Annotated in this window: 16 protein-coding genes and 1 pseudogene; 11 read left to right on the plus strand and 6 right to left on the minus strand. The window is 45.5% G+C overall.

All coding sequences use genetic code 11. The features are described from left to right. Positions 1–399 precede the first annotated feature (399 nt). From GL182_RS19620 to GL182_RS19650, 7 genes are all read left to right on the plus strand, one after another. Positions 400–2,241 carry a rhamnogalacturonan lyase gene (locus GL182_RS19620; protein ID WP_240469898.1) on the plus strand — a complete coding sequence of 614 codons (1,842 nt, stop codon included), beginning with the start codon at positions 400–402 and terminating at the stop codon, positions 2,239–2,241. Between the two features lie 74 nt (positions 2,242–2,315). Then, positions 2,316–2,540, plus strand: a complete 225-nt coding sequence (locus tag GL182_RS19625) for a hypothetical protein (protein ID WP_163381493.1) — start codon at positions 2,316–2,318, stop codon at positions 2,538–2,540. A 190-nt stretch (positions 2,541–2,730) separates the two neighbouring features. Then, complete coding sequence (locus GL182_RS19630) at positions 2,731–5,547, plus strand: DUF1553 domain-containing protein (protein ID WP_163381494.1); 2,817 nt, start codon at positions 2,731–2,733, stop codon at positions 5,545–5,547. Next, complete coding sequence (locus GL182_RS19635) at positions 5,544–7,031, plus strand: DUF1501 domain-containing protein (protein ID WP_163381495.1); 1,488 nt, start codon at positions 5,544–5,546, stop codon at positions 7,029–7,031. The genes GL182_RS19630 and GL182_RS19635 overlap by 4 nt, the downstream gene beginning before the upstream one ends. Before the next feature lie 4 nt (positions 7,032–7,035). After that, a complete protein-coding gene (locus GL182_RS19640; protein WP_163381496.1) occupies positions 7,036–8,487 on the plus strand; it encodes a c-type cytochrome domain-containing protein in 1,452 nt (483 codons plus the stop codon). A gap of 43 nt (positions 8,488–8,530) precedes the next feature. Then, on the plus strand, positions 8,531–8,779 hold the full coding sequence (locus GL182_RS19645) for an RHS repeat-associated core domain-containing protein (RefSeq protein ID WP_163381497.1): 249 nt from the start codon (positions 8,531–8,533) through the stop codon (positions 8,777–8,779). A 90-nt stretch (positions 8,780–8,869) separates the two neighbouring features. After that, the gene (locus GL182_RS19650) at positions 8,870–9,166 is read left to right on the plus strand and encodes a hypothetical protein (RefSeq protein ID WP_163381498.1); all 297 of its coding nucleotides are present in this window, start codon (positions 8,870–8,872) and stop codon (positions 9,164–9,166) included. Between the two features lie 30 nt (positions 9,167–9,196). On the opposite strand, the gene GL182_RS19655 is transcribed toward GL182_RS19650, so the two are convergent. Further along, complete coding sequence (locus GL182_RS19655; RefSeq protein WP_163381499.1) at positions 9,197–9,388, minus strand: hypothetical protein; 192 nt, start codon at positions 9,386–9,388, stop codon at positions 9,197–9,199. Between GL182_RS19655 and GL182_RS19660 the strand changes: the two genes are divergently transcribed. Continuing rightward, positions 9,387–9,818 (plus strand): hypothetical protein, encoded by a 432-nt coding sequence (locus GL182_RS19660; protein WP_163381500.1) that lies wholly within the window; start codon positions 9,387–9,389, stop codon positions 9,816–9,818. The genes GL182_RS19655 and GL182_RS19660 overlap by 2 nt on opposite strands. A gap of 45 nt (positions 9,819–9,863) precedes the next feature. On the opposite strand, the gene GL182_RS19665 is transcribed toward GL182_RS19660, so the two are convergent. Beyond that, positions 9,864–10,064 (minus strand): transcriptional regulator, encoded by a 201-nt coding sequence (locus GL182_RS19665; protein ID WP_163381501.1) that lies wholly within the window; start codon positions 10,062–10,064, stop codon positions 9,864–9,866. Between the two features lie 222 nt (positions 10,065–10,286). Here GL182_RS19665 and GL182_RS19670 point away from each other — a divergent pair, with 222 nt between their 5' ends. The 3 genes and pseudogenes from GL182_RS19670 to GL182_RS19680 all read left to right on the plus strand — a co-directional run. Then, positions 10,287–10,520: a hypothetical protein gene (locus GL182_RS19670; protein ID WP_163381502.1), complete on the plus strand. Its 234-nt coding sequence runs from the start codon at positions 10,287–10,289 to the stop codon at positions 10,518–10,520. An 8-nt stretch (positions 10,521–10,528) separates the two neighbouring features. Further along, on the plus strand, positions 10,529–10,819 hold the full coding sequence (locus GL182_RS24520) for a type II toxin-antitoxin system RelE/ParE family toxin (protein WP_410492721.1): 291 nt from the start codon (positions 10,529–10,531) through the stop codon (positions 10,817–10,819). Between the two features lie 284 nt (positions 10,820–11,103). Further along, a pseudogene (locus GL182_RS19680) lies at positions 11,104–11,970 on the plus strand (RHS repeat-associated core domain-containing protein); the annotation flags it as partial. 720 nt (positions 11,971–12,690) lie between these two features. Here the strand turns inward: GL182_RS19680 and GL182_RS24340 are convergent. The 4 genes from GL182_RS24340 to GL182_RS19700 all read right to left on the minus strand — a co-directional run bounded on the left by GL182_RS24340 (position 12,691) and on the right by GL182_RS19700 (position 17,580). Continuing rightward, entirely contained in the window at positions 12,691–12,933 is a 243-nt protein-coding gene (locus GL182_RS24340) for a hypothetical protein (protein ID WP_240469899.1), read from the minus strand. 45 nt (positions 12,934–12,978) lie between these two features. Beyond that, positions 12,979–14,175 (minus strand): FG-GAP repeat domain-containing protein, encoded by a 1,197-nt coding sequence (locus tag GL182_RS19690; protein ID WP_163381505.1) that lies wholly within the window; start codon positions 14,173–14,175, stop codon positions 12,979–12,981. 1 nt (position 14,176) lies between these two features. Next, positions 14,177–17,266, minus strand: a complete 3,090-nt coding sequence (locus tag GL182_RS19695) for a PVC-type heme-binding CxxCH protein (RefSeq protein ID WP_163381506.1) — start codon at positions 17,264–17,266, stop codon at positions 14,177–14,179. A 125-nt stretch (positions 17,267–17,391) separates the two neighbouring features. Then, positions 17,392–17,580: a hypothetical protein gene (locus tag GL182_RS19700; protein ID WP_163381507.1), complete on the minus strand. Its 189-nt coding sequence runs from the start codon at positions 17,578–17,580 to the stop codon at positions 17,392–17,394. Between the last annotated feature and the right edge of the window lie 26 nt (positions 17,581–17,606).

Here is a 17,606-nt window from a genome sequence, read left to right on the forward strand (position 1 = left end):
TTTATTTGCTGTTCTGATTGAAATCAGATATTTTTTGCGCTGCAAAATGTGCCGGTTTTTTTGCTTTTGATACCCATTTGGAAAACGAACAGGTAACCATCCGGCTATCCGGGAAACAGTCTGGATAGGCTTCTTTATGAAAGGTACCCCCAGGTCATGCGATCCTTATTTTACCAGGGCATGCTTCCCACTGAAGGGCTTTTTCGAGATTTATCTTTAGGAGGTATCAGGTTCACTCAATCAATCAAACAGGGAAGTCAAACGCTGATCAAAAGGAGTATTTTGGCAATGCACAGTGGACCATTGATCACAATTAATTCCGTTTTGCAGGGATTTTACTTTAAATTGATGATTGTTCCTGAATTCCAGGAAAATTTTAATAAAAAACATCAAATAGGAATGATAGCCATGAATGGATTCCGAATAACCTCTTCTTTGTTACTGATCATGTTTAGCTTTTCCCTATTTGGTCAGCGTCAAATGGAATACCTGGACAGGGGTTTGGTAGCTGTCAAAGATGAAGCCGGTGGAATATTCCTAAGTTGGCGCTTATTGGGAGATGAACCTGTGGAAACCGGGTTTGACATTTTTAGAAAATACCCTGGAGGCAAGGCTGTAAAAATTAACCGTGCACCCTTAACCAAGGCTACTAATTATAGGGATCTCGAGGCAGATCTCAGCCGGAAACCGAGCTATGTTGTTAAAAGTGATAACCAAAGGCAAAGCAAGGAAGTATTGGTTTGGGAAGAAGGGTACCTGGAAATTCCTTTGCAAACACCTGCAGGCTATCGTCCCAACGACACTTCGGTTGGGGATTTGACCGGTGACGGACAGTACGAATTGGTAGTTCACATGACCGGCAGGTCCAAAGACAATTCCCAGGACGGGTTTACAGATCCGCCTATACTGCAAGCCTACACCCTGGAAGGAAATATGCTTTGGGAAATCAATTTGGGAATCAATATCAGGGAAGGAGCCCATTACACGCAATTTATGGTCTATGACCTTGACGGGGATGGTAGGGCAGAAATTGCCTGTAAGACTGCAGATGGCAGTAAAGATGCCCTGGGTCAGGTGATCGGTGATGAAACCAGGGACTGGAGGAATACAGCGGGCAAAATCCTGGATGGCCCCGAATTCCTGACGGTGTTTTCCGGCAGTACAGGGGAAGCTTTATCCACGGTTGATTACATTCCGGGCAGAGGTGATGTATGCGGTTGGGGCGGAGAAGGTGGCAATGCAGGGAATGATTGCAATGGAAACCGTGTGGACCGGTTTTTAGCCGGAGTGGCTTATCTGGATGGAAAAAGCCCTTCGCTTTTGATGGCCAGAGGATATTATGGCAGATCGGTGATTGCTGCCTGGGATTTTAAGGAGAGCAAATTGCAATCCAGGTGGGTATTTGACTCGGAAGGTCGGAAAAACCCCTTTTCGGGCCAGGGGAATCACAGCCTCAGTATCAATGACATCGATCATGATGGAAAAGATGAAATCGTTTATGGGGCTATGGCCATTGATGATGATGGCAGCGGGATCTACAGTACAGGGCTTAGGCATGGAGATGCCCTGCATGTCAGCCAATTTCACCCGGAACAGCCCGATCAGCTGGTCTGGGGCATTCACGAAAATGAAACGGATGAAGCCGGATATGGCGTAGCCCTTTATAATGCCCGGAACGGGGAAGTTTTTTGGGGCCATGAGGAAGGAAAAGACGTGGGGAGGGGGCTGGCAGCCGATATTGATCCCCGGCACAAGGGGGCGGAATACTGGTGGAATGGTACGCATGGTTTGTTTAATTACAAGGGAGAGGAAATCAGTAATAAGCCTAATAGCATAAATTTTGCTATCTGGTGGGATGGGGACCTGTTGAGGGAATTATTGGATAAGAATTATATTGACAAATGGGATTATGAAAAGGAAGTGCTCCAACGCCTGATGACGGCTGAAGGTTGTCTGTCTAATAATGGCTCCAAATCCAACCCTGCGCTGGCAGCAGATATCCTGGGTGATTGGCGGGAAGAGGTTATTTTCAGAACAGCTGACAATCAGGCTTTAAGAATATTCACGACCCAAATTCCCTCTCCCCATCGGTTTACTACGCTCATGCACAATCCCCAATACCGCTTGAGTATCGCCTGGCAAAATGTGGGGTACAACCAACCGGCACATACAGATTATTACCTGGGAGTAGATATGCCGTCCCCAATGACAAAGCCGATCAACATTCTGAAAAAAAATTAATTTTTTTCACTTTTTTCAGGACAGATCAATTTGTATCTGCGTATAGGTTATGAAGCCTAAATCAAGTTGAAAACATGAAGAAAAAATGGTTGTTTTTGCCGGATATTTTTTTGGTCTTACTGGTTTGCATGACCTGCGAACGTAATGAAATGACTCATTTAAAGGAGGACAGGGAATTTATTCGTCAGGATCACCGGCACCTATCAGTAGATCAATCTGAATTTAAACGCCATGACCAACCCTTTACCATGGAATGGGAAAAAATTTATCAAAGCATTGAGGCTCGGGAAGCCAATTAATTCTCATTGGAACAATAGATTAAGTTGGTGATTTTTTAATCGTTCTTTTTTGGAGAAGGTAAGTGCAGCAGCGCTTACCTTTTTTTTCCGTTAAAAGTAAAAAATGAAGCCTCAACCTTACATGTATTTGAATTGATGCCTTTTTTAATTACTTTGTTTTGAAAAAGCAGGTTGTTGGCAATAATTGAATATGTTCACCCACAAAAGAATATTGGTTTACGCCTTTTCAGGCGTGTTTCTATTGGCGTTACTGGTATGGATACTGCGGATTGTACCCCTGGAAAACAAGCACCAGGTCATTCCGGGCTTCGTATTCGGGGAGCGGGTAGACTATAATCGGGATATAAGACCCATCGTGAACAACAAATGCATTGCCTGCCATGGTGGTGTGAAAAAATCGGGTGGATTCAGTTTACTTTTTGAGGAGGAGGCCTTGGCCGTCAATGAGTCTGGCAAAAGGGCCATAGTACCCGGCAATACCAGAAAGAGTGAATTGCTGAACCGGATCAGGCATCATGATCCGGAATTCCGCATGCCGCTGGAATCGGAACCCTTATCCGAGGAAGAAATCGATTTGTTTACCACTTGGATCAATCAGGGTGCGGTCTGGGATGACCATTGGGCTTACAAAGCACCCAAAGAAAAGGAAGTGCCCCAACCCAAAGGCGATTGGGCGATTACTGATATTGACCGGTTTGTGTTGGATAAATTGATTGAAAAAGGTTTACAGCCCAATCCGCTATCCGATCGCTACTCCCTGATTCGCAGACTAAGCCTGGACCTCACAGGACTTCCACCAGATCTTGCAAAAGTGCAGGAGTTTGTCAAAGATACTTCAGAAAATGCTTATGGGCGATTGGTAGACCATTACCTGGCCTCTCCTGCCTATGGAGAAAGATGGGCTGCCATGTGGATGGATCTGGCCAGGTACGCAGATTCCAAAGGGTATGAAGCGGATAGGCCACGCCAAATCTGGAAATACAGGGATTGGTTGATTAAGGCTTTTAATGAAAACATGCCTTTTGACCAGTTTGTTACAGAACAGCTGGCTGGAGATTTATTTCCGGATCCCTCGGATGAGCAATACATTGCCACTGCCTTTCACCGCAATACCATGAACAATGATGAGGGGGGGACGGACAATGAAGAGTTTCGTACATCAGCAGTTCTTGACCGGGTCAATACCACCTGGACGGTATTGCAGGGAACCACCATGGAATGTGTGCAGTGCCACAGCCATCCCTACGATCCCATCAGACATGAAGATTATTACAAAAGCCTGGCATTTTTCAATCAGACAGCAGATGCCGACATTCCCAGTGAGGCCCCGGTGTTAATAAATTTTGAGTCACAGGAAGATAAGGGTAAGCTTGAAAAAATTCAGTCCTGGGTGAAGGGACATTCCGGTGAAAATGAAGGTCAGGATGTAACCTATTTTACCAATTTAATTCGTCTGGGTGAACCTAAACTTCATCCCCATTATTTTGAGCAGATGGATAAGGGCATACCTGTGAAAGGCACTGCCACTTTTAAAGTAGATCCCCTGATTTATTCACGGACCAAGGAGCTTCCTTTTGCAGGGGAGGACCGCTTGATGTTTAAGGTGCGGGCCAGTGATCATGGTGGAAAAATATCCTTTCGATTGGATAGTCTGGAAGGTAGCGAAATAGGATCATGGGTGGTTCGCAGTAAAACCAAAACCAGGTTTAACGAAGAGACAAAGGAGGAGAATTCCTTTGCAGTAATGGAGGTTGTTTCCCTACCTATAAAGCAGCTTCAGGGAAAGCATGACTTGTACCTGGTGTATGAAGGGGCGGAGGAAAAAGAGTTGACCTGTACCTTTGAGTGGCTGATGTTACATCATTCCTTGCCCGGAAAAGAAAACCCCGCCTACCAGGAAGTTGAAGAAGCATTTTACGAAATAAACAATTCCGAAAAGGAGAAAGAGACCACCCCGGTAATGGTCTCCTTGCCGGACCGGTACAAGCGGGAAACACGTTTATTCGAAAGGGGAAGCTGGATGGTTCCAGGAGATACCGTGTCCACAGGTGTACCTGACATTTGGAACGCATTCGATGATCAGTACGCACCCAACAGACTAGGATTCAGCCAATGGCTATTCAGCCCGGAAAACCCGCTAACGGCCCGGGTGATGGTCAATAGATTTTGGGAACAGCTGTTTGGCAGGGGGCTGGTGGCATCATTGGAGGACTTCGGTTCTCAGGGCTTTGCACCTAGTCATCCCGAATTATTGGATTGGTTAGCCCTGAGGTTCATGCAGGAGCACAAGTGGGACATCAAAAAGCTGCTCAAGGAACTGGTCATGTCAGCCAGTTACAGGCAATCGTCCCATTTCAGGGAGGATATTAAAGAAATAGATCCTTTGAATGAATGGTTGGCCAGAGGGCCGCGATTAAGACTAACCGCTGAACAGATCAGGGATCAGGCGCTTGCAGTGTCCGGACTGTTGAGTGACAAAATGTATGGACCAAGTGTCATGCCGGAACAGCCGGAGGGCATATGGCAGGTAGTGTATAGTGGGGACCAATGGCAAACCAGTAAAGGAGAAGACAAATACCGCAGGGCCCTATACACGTTTTGGCGAAGGACAAGTCCTTACCCTTCCATAATCGCCTTTGATGCACCCAGCAGGGAGTTTTGTCTGCCTGAAAGAATAGCGACCAATACACCTTTGCAGGCACTGGTATCGCTAAATGACCCGGTCTACCTGGAGGCAGCCCTGGCTTTGGGAAGAAAAGTGCTGGAGCTGGCTTCAGCTAATGAAGATGAAAGACTTTCCATGCTGTATAGCATGGCGGTAAAAAGAGGGATGAATGCGGATAAGCTGGAGGATTTGAAGACCCTGCACCAACAGACCAGGGTTTATTTTGAAGCCCAGCCTGAAGCTGTATGCCAATTGATAGGAGAAGAGAATGAAACACTGGCCATTTATACCGTATTGGCCAACGCCATAATGAATCTGGACGAATTTCTGATGAAATCATGAGTAAGCGAATAAGTTTAGCCGACGAACAACGATACCGGTACCTGCAAAGTAAAACCCGCAGGCATTTCCTAAAGCAATGTACTACCGGTCTGGGTGCCCTGGCACTGGGAGGAATGATGGGTTGCAGTCATTCGGCAGGTCCGGGATCCATGCAGGGAAAAATGGATGAGCTGCTCAGCCAGGTACCTCACTTTGCTCCAAAGGCCAAGCGAATCATTTACTTGCACATGGCCGGAGCGCCCTCTCAGCTAGAATTGTTTGATTACAAGCCTGAATTGGCCAAATTAGACGGAAAGGACTGTCCCCAATCCCTATTGGAAGGCAAAAAGTTTGCCTTTATTCAGGGCATACCCAAAATGCTGGGGCCACAGGCTAAATTCAGGCCCAGAGGAAATTCCGGCATGATGGTTTCGGATAATTTACCTCATTTTTCCAGCATTGTAGATGATGTGACCCTGATCAAAACCATGCATACGGATGAATTCAACCATGCTCCGGCACAATTGCTCTTGCAGACCGGTTCGCCCAGGCTTGGCAGACCGAGTATGGGGAGTTGGGTCACCTACGGCCTGGGCTCTGAGAACGAAGATTTGCCGGGATTTATGGTGTTGGTATCCGGAGGAAATACCCCGGATGCAGGAAAATCCGTTTGGGGAAGCGGCTTCTTGCCTTCGGTATATCAGGGGGTGCAATGTCGCTCTGAAGGAGACCCGGTGCTTTATGTTTCCAATCCATCAGGCATGGACGGAAATCTTCGCAAGCAAACCATTGAAGCCATTAACCATATCAACGAAAAAGAATACAGGGAATTTGGTGATCCCGAAACGCTAACCCGAATCTCCCAATACGAAATGGCCTACCGCATGCAAACTTCCGTGCCCGATGTCATGGATATAGAAGATGAGCCGGCATACATTCACGAGATGTACGGTACGGAGCCAGGAAAAACTTCTTTTGCCAACAACTGCCTGCTGGCCAGAAGGCTGGTAGAAAAGGGCGTTCGCTTTGTGCAGTTATTTGATTGGGGCTGGGACATGCATGGCGTGGCGGAACGGGAATCCCTGGATGAGGGCCTGCCGATTAAGTGCAAGCCGGTAGATCAGGCCATGACGGCATTGGTAAAGGATTTGAAGCAGCGGGGTTTGCTGGATGAAACCCTGGTGGTATGGGGAGGTGAATTTGGCCGGACCCCCATGCAGGAAAACCGGGGAGGCAGGGAATGGCCCTATAAAGGTAGAGACCACCATACAGAGGCTTTTCCGGTATGGATGGCAGGTGGAGGCGTAAAAGGAGGGTTTACCCTTGGTGAAACCGATGAAATAGGTTATTATGGTATCGAAGATAAGGTGCATGTCCATGATTTACAGGCCACCATTTTGCACCTCATGGGAATGGATCATGAAAAATTTACCTATTTTTCCCAGGGAAGGGATTTTAGGTTGACCGATGTGTCAGGAAAAGTAGTAAAAAAAGTTATCGCATAAATACATGGAGCAGTCGTCAGAAATCGTCATCTTCTTTGGAAGATTTCATCCTTTGTTATTACACCTACCCATAGGCTTTTTGGCCCTGGGATTCCTCATGGAAATATTATCCCGCAGGGAGCAGTTTGCCTACCTGAAACCGGCCATTGGTTTTGTGTTGGGTTTGGGCGCCATTTCTGCTTTCGGCACGGCCATCCTGGGCCTGATGCTGGCCCAGGCCGGTGATTATGGAGAAGATTTGTTGTTTGTCCATCAGTGGGCCGGCATCTTGCTGGTGCTTTTTGCCTTTGGGACCTGGTGGCTGTACCTTCAAAAAGAGAAAAAAGCTACGGTCAAACTGAGAAAAGCTTACCTGGGATCCCTTTCCCTGATGATGGTGTTTCTGGGGGTAGCCGGACATTATGGAGGTTCGCTCACCCATGGATCCAATTACCTGACCCAGTACATGCCCAATGGGCTAAAGAAACTGGCAGGTATGCCTGTAGAGGAGAAAGGCCCCAAGCTGATCGAAAACCTGGATGAGGCGGTAGTATATACGGATATCATCCACCCCATCATGGAAATTCGCTGTAACTCCTGCCACAATTCTGACAAGAAAAAAGGGGATTTGCAAATGCATACAAGGGAAGCATTGCTTAAGGGAGGTGAAAACGGGCCGATCTTTGAGGCAGGAAATGCAGCGGAAAGTGAAATGATCAAGCGGATTCACCTGGACCAAAACCACGATGATCACATGCCTCCCAAAGGCAAATCTCAACTGTCCGACGAGCAGGTGTTGTTGTTGGAGTGGTGGATCAATGAAGGTGCACCCTTTGATAAGAAAGTAGCCGAGCTGCAGGCCGATCAGGAGGTACAGTCCGTATTGCTCACGCTGGCGGACCCCAATGCCAATAAAACCGCCGTGGAAATTCTCCTTGCTGAGGGAACGGTAGTTCCGGATGAAGAAAAACTGAATGCCTACGTGAAGGAAGGTATCGCCATCAAGCCCCTTTCCAACGATGCCAACTGGCTGCAAGTCACCTTGTACAAAAATGATCCGGTTGATGAGGTATTGAACAGGCTGGCAGCCGATTTTCCCGAGCAGGTTACCTGGCTGGATGTGAAGGATACGCCATTGACAGACGAGGGTTTGGCAGCCATAGGGAAATTTAAGAATCTTACCCGTTTGCGGGCAGAAAAGACAGACATTTCCGACGCCGGACTGGCACATTTAAAGGACCTGCAATACCTCGAATCCCTGAATATTTATGGGACATCGGTAACGGATGAAGGCCTAGCCTCTCTAGAAAATCTGGAGAACCTGAGGAGGCTTTATGCCTGGGATACGCAGGTCAGCAAAGAGGGGGCAGCCAGGCTTCAGGAAGCCGCCACCCAGCTTGACATCAACCTGGGCTACGAAGTGGAGGTCATAGACTCCCTTACCGTAAAGGTTCTGCCGGTAGCGAATCAGGAGTAATAGGGTTCTGGTACGAGCAGGTATGATGGGAAAATGGTCGTAGGTGTACCGATATGGGTTCAATGGGATGGAAGGCGACGACGAGGTAAATGGACCTGGAAGGAGCTATACGACTGAATTCAGACAGTATGATCCTGTCGTAGGAAGGTGGTGGGGTGTAGATCCCCTTGTAGAAGAATTTCCGTGGCAATCGCCATACAGTCCGTTTAATAATAATCCGATTAAACTAGTAGATCCTGACGGGCGTGCAGCTGTTGACATTGACGTAACCAAAAATGATGATGGTACTTAGAATGTAGTCGGAGGTCAGGCTAATGCGGATAAAAATATTTATGTAGTTGATAGGAAGAGTGGCAACCGAACAGGAGAAGTTATTGGCGAAATGCTCACCGAATATTCTTTTCACGGAGAAGATGGAAATGCTGTGGTTGGGGCAGTTATCAATCCCAATGACAATTCTGGCCAAAATTTTATGAATAACGATATTATCAAAGGAAACCCCGGATTGTTTCACTATATGAAAAATGCAACCGGTGGTGAGAAATTTGATTTTAAAAGAGATGGAACTAAACCTGGTGACGCAAACTATAACAACCCTCAATATCACTATAGAGGGATGTCATTTAATGGCAAGATCGCTTCTGCTAGAGATATTGGAAATTATGCTGCTGGAACGTAGCGGGAGTAAAAGGGTTTAGTTGGGGTTCTTCTAGACTAGCTTTTGATGCTTTAGAAAGTTATCAAAAAGGAGGTCTAGCAACGGAAGGTCAGCTGACACAGCAAGCACAAAGAGCGGGACATAATGCAGGATATCCAATTTTTCAACAAAGAAAATTTGAAAGAGAATGGCAGAAAGCAACAAATCCATGGCCACCAGGACCGAAATTCTAAGGAAGCTCATGAAAATTGCCATTTTATTTATCCTTTTGATAATATCGTTTTTGGTTTGGTTTGATCAATCACGATCTTTTTATTGTTTGTCAAATGACAAATGCATCACAGTATGGAAACGATTAGGGAATAAGTGTTATATAATTCCGGGTAAGTATTATGGCTTATTAAGGCCTTCTGATTACGTTAAAACGACAAATGATAATGCTCTCACTATAATTTATGATGATTTATCTGGGTATGACTTTGTGATTTTCAATGAATATGGGAAAAAGTTGAAAATAAATTTATCAAGTGATAGAATAAAGTATTTTGAAAACTTTGAGAGAGATATTTTTATAAGTGAATTTTTTGTTAATGAACGGATCAAGGATAATTTAGCCTATCTACAAATAGATATAAAAGAAAATCTTGTTGTAATTAATGGGGTAAAACAATAGAATATAATGCTTAAAGCAAAAACCCGAACTTGCCGGGTTTTTGCCTTATAACGCCGCCACATTTTTATTAAAAAAGTCCTTGAATTTCTTTTTGGTAAGCATGGTGTCGATGATTTTAAATACGGTGCTACGGTAGTCCTCGTCGAGTTGGTTGATGAGTTTGATACGCTCAAACTCCGGTTTATCCTCCAGAGTCACTTCGCCGGGCAGCTCCCCTTCATAGTTGAGGACCTGATCTACGGTCATTTTGTCCCCGGCGAGGAATTCCGACGTAGACTAGTATCTGGTCGGTTCTGTGGTCATTTTGAAGAATTTTGCCGCTTTATAAAGCTCTTCTATGATGATTCCCCTGGTACCTTGTCCCAATTACCGAAGGCGGCAGAACAGAAACTACATTAGCAGAGATAATGGGGAATGTAATAAAATTAAAAATCGTTAACTTTATGGGATAATCAAAAAAATCATCAAATGGATATTGCGGTAAAATACAGGATCATATCGGAAATCATCAATACCAATGATGAGGGTGTTTTAAACGCCGTCAAATTACTTTTGAATATTGAGGACGAAATGGATTATTGGGAAGGGTTAAATGCGGAAGACCGGGCAGCCATCGATGAGGGTCTGGAGCAGTTGGATAAAGGACAACACGTGTCCCATGAATCGGTCCGTGAGGAAATCAAAAACCGGTTCAATTTTTAGGTTTGGCATTGGCGATCCGCTATTCTCTTCGTGCAAGGCATGAGGAAATAGAATTGTTGGAATATGTAGTTCGGAAGTTCGGACAACAGAAAACAAAAGAAATATATGTCAATATTGAAAAAACATTAGATCGGATATCGGAATCGCCGAAGATGTACCGGGAATCCAATAAAAGAAATGGCCTAAGAAAATGCGTTTTCAGTAAACAGACGAGCATTTATTACCGCATAAATGAAGACCATATAGAGATCGTGAGTTTTAGGCCTAATAGGAAAGATCCCAACAAGTTTAAAATATAAATTATCAGGTACGGGTCAACAGGTCTTAAAGAAGAGAAAATTCACGGTTACCAACCAGCTCAGGTTCCTTCTTTTTTTATTTTCCTTATAGTGAATTTCATTTAATGTATTCGACACCTCCTTTTTTTTCAACTGAAAATTTTTCAACTGAAAAAGAAAAAACTATCTTTATTGGTTGTCCAAAGGGGCGAATCGTTCTTTGTTTATCTGCCGGCAGGCCCGGAAAAAGGTTGTGAGGAGGTTGGAAAAGCTCAGGAAATAGTTGTGCGGGAGCGTACCGTTATGGGTTCAACGGTATGGAAGGCGATAATGAGGTAAATGGCCCCGGAAGGAGCTATACGACCGAATTCAGGCAGTATGATCCCGTGGTAGGGAGGTGGTGGGGTGTTGATGCCCTTTCAGATCAAATGCCACAATGGTCCCCGTATAATTTTGTTTTCGACAATCCGCTAAGAATGGTTGACCCGACCGGGCTTGCCCCAGATGATTGGGTAAAGGACAAGGAAGGTAAGGTTGAGTGGCGTGACAACGTAAACTCTGCTGAAGACCTGGACCCGTTGTCGGGAGATCAATATTTGGGAAAATCAGGAATAGGTTTGGATGAGACCTCGGGCAATACGCTGTTATACAATTCCGACGGTAGCATCGACCAGGGTGTCAGGTCAATGTCAGCGTTTACCGTAACAGGTGAAGCGACCTCTCATGGAAAGGTGATGAGCAATCCAGTTGTTAAGGAAATGAGGGCGAATAGTAAGCGAATAAGGAGCGAAGCCTTGCCCTTTGCCAAACACATGACTAAAAGCACTATTGATGGTGTAGGATATACGGGAGCGGGAATATCAGCAGTTGGGACAGTAGTAACTCCTTTTGTACCTCATTTAGGAGTTGGGTTATTAGCAGTTGGTGGCTCGGTTTCTACAATCTCTGGTGTGGCAAGTGCTACTATGAATTTTGCGGAGGGGAATATTAGTGGTGGTTTTGGTGATGTCGGAATGATGGTGGTAGGTAAGTATGGTAGTTCTTTGATAAAAAATCTCAGAAACAGAAGGAGGATAATCAACTGGACGGAACAGGTCGTTCTAGAATCCACCCTCGAATCCTCATTGAATATAGCTGACGGCATAAGGGAGAATATGCAAGATAGGAAATAAAATGGAGTTATTTTTAGGTTTACTTATGTTGTTTATTGGGCTTTACCTTAACAATAAGCAATTGAGAAAGGATAAAGCAGGTATTTCAATATTTAACATGTATTGGAAGTCCAAACGAATGGGTTTGGTTTATGTCCTCATATTAGGAGGATTAGCGATTCTTTTAAGATTCCTAGTAATTTGGATTAGTTCATTGTAAGCGGAATGTTGATTCAAAATTAATTCCACAGAAATAGGAATGTTATCACATATTAGTAACCCGACTAGGTGTAGAATCCGCTACACCCTATTATTCCGAGTCTCCTTTCAATTCATCATCCATTATAAGCCATTTGCAATGGCTCACTAAAGAACCTCTTGGTAAACAAATGTCTATAATTTTGAACAGTGGCTGGCTGAGGTTTGAAAAAGTATCCAAGCCAACCATCCCTTGGTTCATTAAATTAATTAGTAATTGCTGTTCGGATAAACTATTTTTAGCTATCGGAGAGGCTTACCAAATAAGAGATTATTGCGGTTAAAAAATGATGATGATTTTTATAGGGTTGTTGATTTTCATTTTGGGCGCATATCTTTACTTTCGGATTATCCGGAGAGATAAAGTAGGTGTCCATAAAAATTTAATGCAATTCATAAGATTGGTAGAAACCTGTTTATTTATGCTCTATTATTAGTAGGATTTATAACGGTAATGAGGGAGCTGATTGTATGGTTGACATCCTAAAAGGTAGAGTAAGTTTTTAAAAGGAAAGTCCGGTGGTTCGTCCTTGCTTTTTTGATTTTCAGTGCCGCCACATTTTTCTGGAAGAAGTCTTTGAATTTTTTGTTGGTGAGCATCTTGTCGATGAGTTTGAAGATGGGCTGCCTGTCCTCTTCATCGAGCAGTTGGATAAGTCTTAGCTGTTTGACTGCGGTAAAGACAAGGACATAGGTAAGCCGCCGTTCGTCACCGTGATCGGGCAAAAAGCAAGGCCTGCCTGTTGGATCAGCCTTTCTTGGAGCTTCCCATTACTCCCTGATTTGCTCAAATACAAATACCCCCTTTTTATTGGCGACCACGATATCCAACAGCCCATTGCCATTAAAGTCTTCTGTAATCACATGGACACCTACACCGGAATCTGTATCGATCACATGTTGGATCCATTGGGGGTCCGGTCCCGGAACAAATTCGTACCAGGACAGATAGGGCGTATCGTATTCGCCGGGGTCGTTGCCCATATGGGCAAAATACCGTTTGCCGGTAACCAGGTCCGGGTGTCCGTCTCCATTGATATCCACCAGTTCCAGTCCGTGCGTTTGCGTAAAGGAATCGTCGATCAGGTGGGTTTCCCATTGCCCGGATTTTTTCTGTTTATGCCACCAGATTCCCAATTGATGGGCCGAGGAGGAAACGACGTCAGCAAGACCGTCACCGTTAAAATCATGTACGTACATCTGAGCCGCCGGCTCGCCCAGGTTGGCGGGGTGAAATTTCCAGGGGCCTTTGGTAGGGTCTTCAGGGCCTTCCCACCAGCCTTCGGTGATGATTAGGTCCTTTCTTCCATCCCCGTTGATATCTCCCATGCCCAGTCCATGAGCAAACTGCGCTGTGCCCGGGCTTTCTTTTTCACTGATTGGGTATTTTGTCCATTCCAGATCATTTGGGCGGGTCGGAGCTTTGAACCAGATCATTTCGCCCGTCTCCGGAATGCTGCCTACGATATCCATGATGCCGTCCTTGTCCATGTCAAAAAAACCGGCCGACTCGTTGCCCAGCGATTCGGATATCATATGTACCGGCCAATGGCCCGGTTGGTTTTTGGGATTTTCAAACCACTGTACCTCCTTCCCCGGAAAGCCTATCCTGACAAAATCAACCCATCCGTCCTGATTGACATCCATGCCGTAGCTGATAAAGGCATTGCTGTAGCCCTTGTCGTAGTGAAATGCTTGCGGTTCCTCCAATTCGTGGGCCGTCCAGTCCGGTGCTTCAAACCAATAGGCCCCGGCCATCACGTCCATTAAGCCATCCTGGTTGACATCGCCTATGGCAGCTCCTTCCGCCAGAAAGGTGGTGCTTAGGGTATGTTTCTTAAAAGAAATGTGGGTAGCAGGAATTCCGGATGTATTTTGCCGGGCAAGGCAGTGACTGAACCCAATCAGTCCAATCAGGACGATTAGTGAGGCAATTTTTTTGGTAACAATTGAGATTGTAGAAAACATCTTATCTGAGGCTAAGTAGGTAATTCATTAAATCGTTGAACTGTTCCTGATTCAAGGCAGTGCTGAAATAATCCGGCATCAGGGTAATGGTAGAGGCGGTTTGTTCTTCAATATCATTCTTGGAGATGGTAAATTCTTTTCCGGCCTGATCGGCCATTACAAAAACCTGTCCCTCCTCACGTCTGAAAAGCCCGGATACGGACTGCCCGTTTTTCAGTTTGAGCGTATAGGTCCGGAAATTCTCGGAAATATTTCGGTTGGGATCCAGCACTTTGGTGGCCAGGGCGGAAAGTCCCCAATTGCCAATGCCGTCCAATTGAGGCCCGATCATGCCGCCGCCTTCATCGACCCGGTGGCACATGCTGCAATGCTGTTCGTACAAGGTTCTTCCGGTGATAATTTGTTGAGCGCTTTCTTCAAAGTTTTCAACCCGTTCAGCAATCAGGAGCTGCCGTTCTTCACTGATGGGCCGTAAATTTTCTGTAAGCAATCTGAAAGCTTCCATCTGGGCTTCAGAGGCGTTGGTAAGGTAATTTTCTTCTACTGTTCTTTGCTTTAAAATTCTGGCAGGAGCCTTACCTTCCCTTATATTGGCAATCAATAAGTCCTTACCCTCCCGGCTGGATGCAAGAAGGGCTGCCAGGGTTTCCTGTAGTTCCAGTGGAGCGTTGTTCATTGCCTCCCCGAGCAAGTCCCTGATATTGGAGCTTTTATCATAGTTAAGGGCGGCAGCTATTTTTTGCCGGAAACTCAAGGTGTTTTCAACATTGTTCAGGCTTTTCTGCAAAAAGCCGGCCTGGCTGTCGGGCGCTGTTTCCATCAAGGCCCTGGCGGCTGCAATGCGTACATCTTCCTGCAAATATTGTTTGTGTACCAGTTTTTGCAAAGGGGCGATCTGTGATTTTAACTGAAGAATGCGGGCGATTTCTGTAGCAAAAATCAATTGTTCAATTTCATCTTCGTTCCAGTGATTGGATTTGTCGATTAAATTACTGATAATGCTTTCGCTCAGGGAAATGTTCCAATTTTGTATGGGTTCAGGCCAGTCCTTTCCCTGAAGGTCTAATCCTTCATTCAGGGCATTTGCTTTTTTGAATTCAGCTATTCCATCACCTTGTTGCCTGGCAATCCGCACCACCCTTTCCATCCTGGAGGCGGGAAGATGGGCTGCCATTGCTGTCAGGTAGGGTAAAAGCCGTTCTTTAGAAACGTTTTGCTGTTGCAGGTGATGCAACAAATACTCTCCCGCAATTCGGGATGGCACATCTGAAAAAACCAGGGCTACTTCATCAGCCTCCTGATCCGACCAGGATTCTGCGGCAATAAACGCGGCAATTTCCGGTTGCTGCGCATGTCTGAAAAAAGCATGTTTTAGCGCATATTGCAGGTGGCTGTCCTGATCACTGGTTTCGAGCAGGGCAGTCATAATGGGACGGATCATGGCTGGATCATGATGAACGATCAGGTTTTCTGCTGCTACCCGTCTGATATGTGCCTGATCATCTACTAAACCGTTTCGGGTCCATTCAAAATGTTGGGGACTAAACTCCCGCCGGTTTCCAAGAATCCGGTGGGCATGGATTCTGACCAATAGATCGGGGTGTTGCAGGGCTTTTTCCAGCCTGCCCTCATCCAATTCACCTAACCGTTGGAGCGCCCATAAGCCTTGCACCAGTTGTCTGGAGGGTGTTTTTCTATGGTTGACGATCTTCTCAATGGCAGATTGGGCTTCCTTTCCATACCTGTCTACCAATTCATCTGTGGCCGTCATTCTGGTTTGAAGCACCGGATCCTTCAAAGCTTCAATCAACCTGGCCATGCTGGCTTTGGACCAGTCAGTAACTTCTTTTTCCTGTCCATTATAGGTGATTTTCCAGATTCTACCACTGTTGCGGTCCCTTTCGGGATGATCCAGGGGCACTTCATAGTGGCCGATGATGCTATTGTAAAAATCTGCCACATACAAGGCGCCATCAGGGCCTACTTTGATATCCACCGGCCTGAACCAGGGATCTTTGCTCACCAAAAAATCTGCCTGGCGCGTGGCTTTTGGAGTAGATCCGGTAAAACTCATGGTACTTCTACTGATCCTGCAGGTAACCACATCCCCAGAATAAAAACTATTTTGATAAGCTTCGGGGAATTGGGTATCTGTGTAATAGACAAGGCCGGAGAGGGCTGTGGAATTGAGCCCGTAATCCATCATGGTAGGAGCGAATCCCAAATTTGGTTCTTTTTTACCCCATTGCGTATAGTTTCCGTCCCTGATCAGCTGGTAAATGGGCAGGGTATGGCAGTCGGCAGAATAATGGTAGCCCAGTTCATCCAGGTCAGAACCAAAGGGGTTTATCCTTCCGTCACTGGTTTTTTCTACCCGATTTCCGTCCGGAGTAAACCTGAAGGTGTTTCCGGAAACCATTCGGATGGAGTCCCCGTCTTTACCGGAAACCGTAGATATATTACTGAAGCCATGGGACGCATGTATCCATCCATCCAGCCCCCGGAAAAGGTTATTGACCATACCATGGGTATCTTTGGTTTCAAAAGGCCCCAACAAAACTTCTCTCTGCTCAGCCTTATCATCTCCGTCCAGGTCATAAAAACGGTAAATATTGGGAATGCTGAAGCCTATCGCACCTCCTTTGATCGGTTGAATACCAATGGGTATATTCAGGTCCTCAGCGAAATGGGTGATTTTATCCGCCTTCCCATCGCCATTGCTGTCTTCCAGAATACTTATCCTGTCTGTACCCTCTCCTTCACCTGCCTTGATGGGGTATTCCGAAGATTGGCTCACCCAAAGCCTTCCTTTTTCATCAAAAGCCATGTTGATCGGTTTGCTAATGTCTGGCTCTGAAGCAAAAAGGGTCACTTCAAAACCCGGAGGGAGAATAAAATCTGCCATCTCTTCCTCGGGACTTTGGAATTCCGTCGTCCGGACATGTTCCGCATACATGGGATCCGGAGCTTCTTCCACATAGGTAGCCGTTTTTTCCTGGGGGAGTGTTACAGTTGATGCAGCAGGTTTGGGCTGCTGGCAGGCATTCAGGGCCAATAGCAAGCCCAACAAAGGTAATTTTTGGGTTTTCATTGTGTAATTCTGGGAATAAGGTAATGACCCTTTCAACATAAGCTTTATTCCTCAAACTTACAACCACCCGGTATTTCCTTTTTATAAATGGTAAAAAAAATAGGATTGACTTGTTGGAAATCCAGCTAACTTCTGTCTTTGGTTGTTTTTAAAAGTCCCAACCCGGAACTGAAAAACACAAAACCCAACACAAAAAGAACCAAAATCGTTTTCCAATCTCCGTCTTCAGGTACTAAAAAAAGGTAAGACCCATAAACCAATGCCCCTAAACCCAGGATGGTCAATAAGGGTCCGAATATACGTTTAAAATTCATAATGACTTTTTTCAACAAGATTTCTC

The organism is Cyclobacterium sp. SYSU L10401 (genome assembly GCF_010993705.1).
Taxonomy (GTDB): Bacteria; Bacteroidota; Bacteroidia; order Cytophagales; family Cyclobacteriaceae; genus Cyclobacterium.

Excerpts from the sequence above, each read along its gene's own strand:
- GL182_RS19640 (WP_163381496.1), top strand. The coding sequence starts at position 7,036 with ATGGAGCAGTCGTCAGAAATCGTCATCTTCTTTGGAAGATTTCATCCT.
- GL182_RS19650 (WP_163381498.1), top strand. The coding sequence starts at position 8,870 with ATGCTCACCGAATATTCTTTTCACGGAGAAGATGGAAATGCTGTGGTT.
- GL182_RS19670 (WP_163381502.1), top strand. The coding sequence starts at position 10,287 with ATGGATATTGCGGTAAAATACAGGATCATATCGGAAATCATCAATACC.
- GL182_RS19620 (WP_240469898.1), top strand. The coding sequence starts at position 400 with ATGATAGCCATGAATGGATTCCGAATAACCTCTTCTTTGTTACTGATC.
- GL182_RS19630 (WP_163381494.1), top strand. The coding sequence starts at position 2,731 with ATGTTCACCCACAAAAGAATATTGGTTTACGCCTTTTCAGGCGTGTTT.
- GL182_RS19700 (WP_163381507.1), bottom strand. The coding sequence starts at position 17,580 with ATGAATTTTAAACGTATATTCGGACCCTTATTGACCATCCTGGGTTTA.
- GL182_RS19625 (WP_163381493.1), top strand. The coding sequence starts at position 2,316 with ATGAAGAAAAAATGGTTGTTTTTGCCGGATATTTTTTTGGTCTTACTG.
- GL182_RS19655 (WP_163381499.1), bottom strand. The coding sequence starts at position 9,388 with ATGAGCTTCCTTAGAATTTCGGTCCTGGTGGCCATGGATTTGTTGCTT.
- GL182_RS19665 (WP_163381501.1), bottom strand. The coding sequence starts at position 10,064 with ATGACCGTAGATCAGGTCCTCAACTATGAAGGGGAGCTGCCCGGCGAA.
- GL182_RS19660 (WP_163381500.1), top strand. The coding sequence starts at position 9,387 with ATGAAAATTGCCATTTTATTTATCCTTTTGATAATATCGTTTTTGGTT.
- GL182_RS19695 (WP_163381506.1), bottom strand. The coding sequence starts at position 17,266 with ATGAAAACCCAAAAATTACCTTTGTTGGGCTTGCTATTGGCCCTGAAT.
- GL182_RS19635 (WP_163381495.1), top strand. The coding sequence starts at position 5,544 with ATGAGTAAGCGAATAAGTTTAGCCGACGAACAACGATACCGGTACCTG.
- GL182_RS19690 (WP_163381505.1), bottom strand. The coding sequence starts at position 14,175 with ATGTTTTCTACAATCTCAATTGTTACCAAAAAAATTGCCTCACTAATC.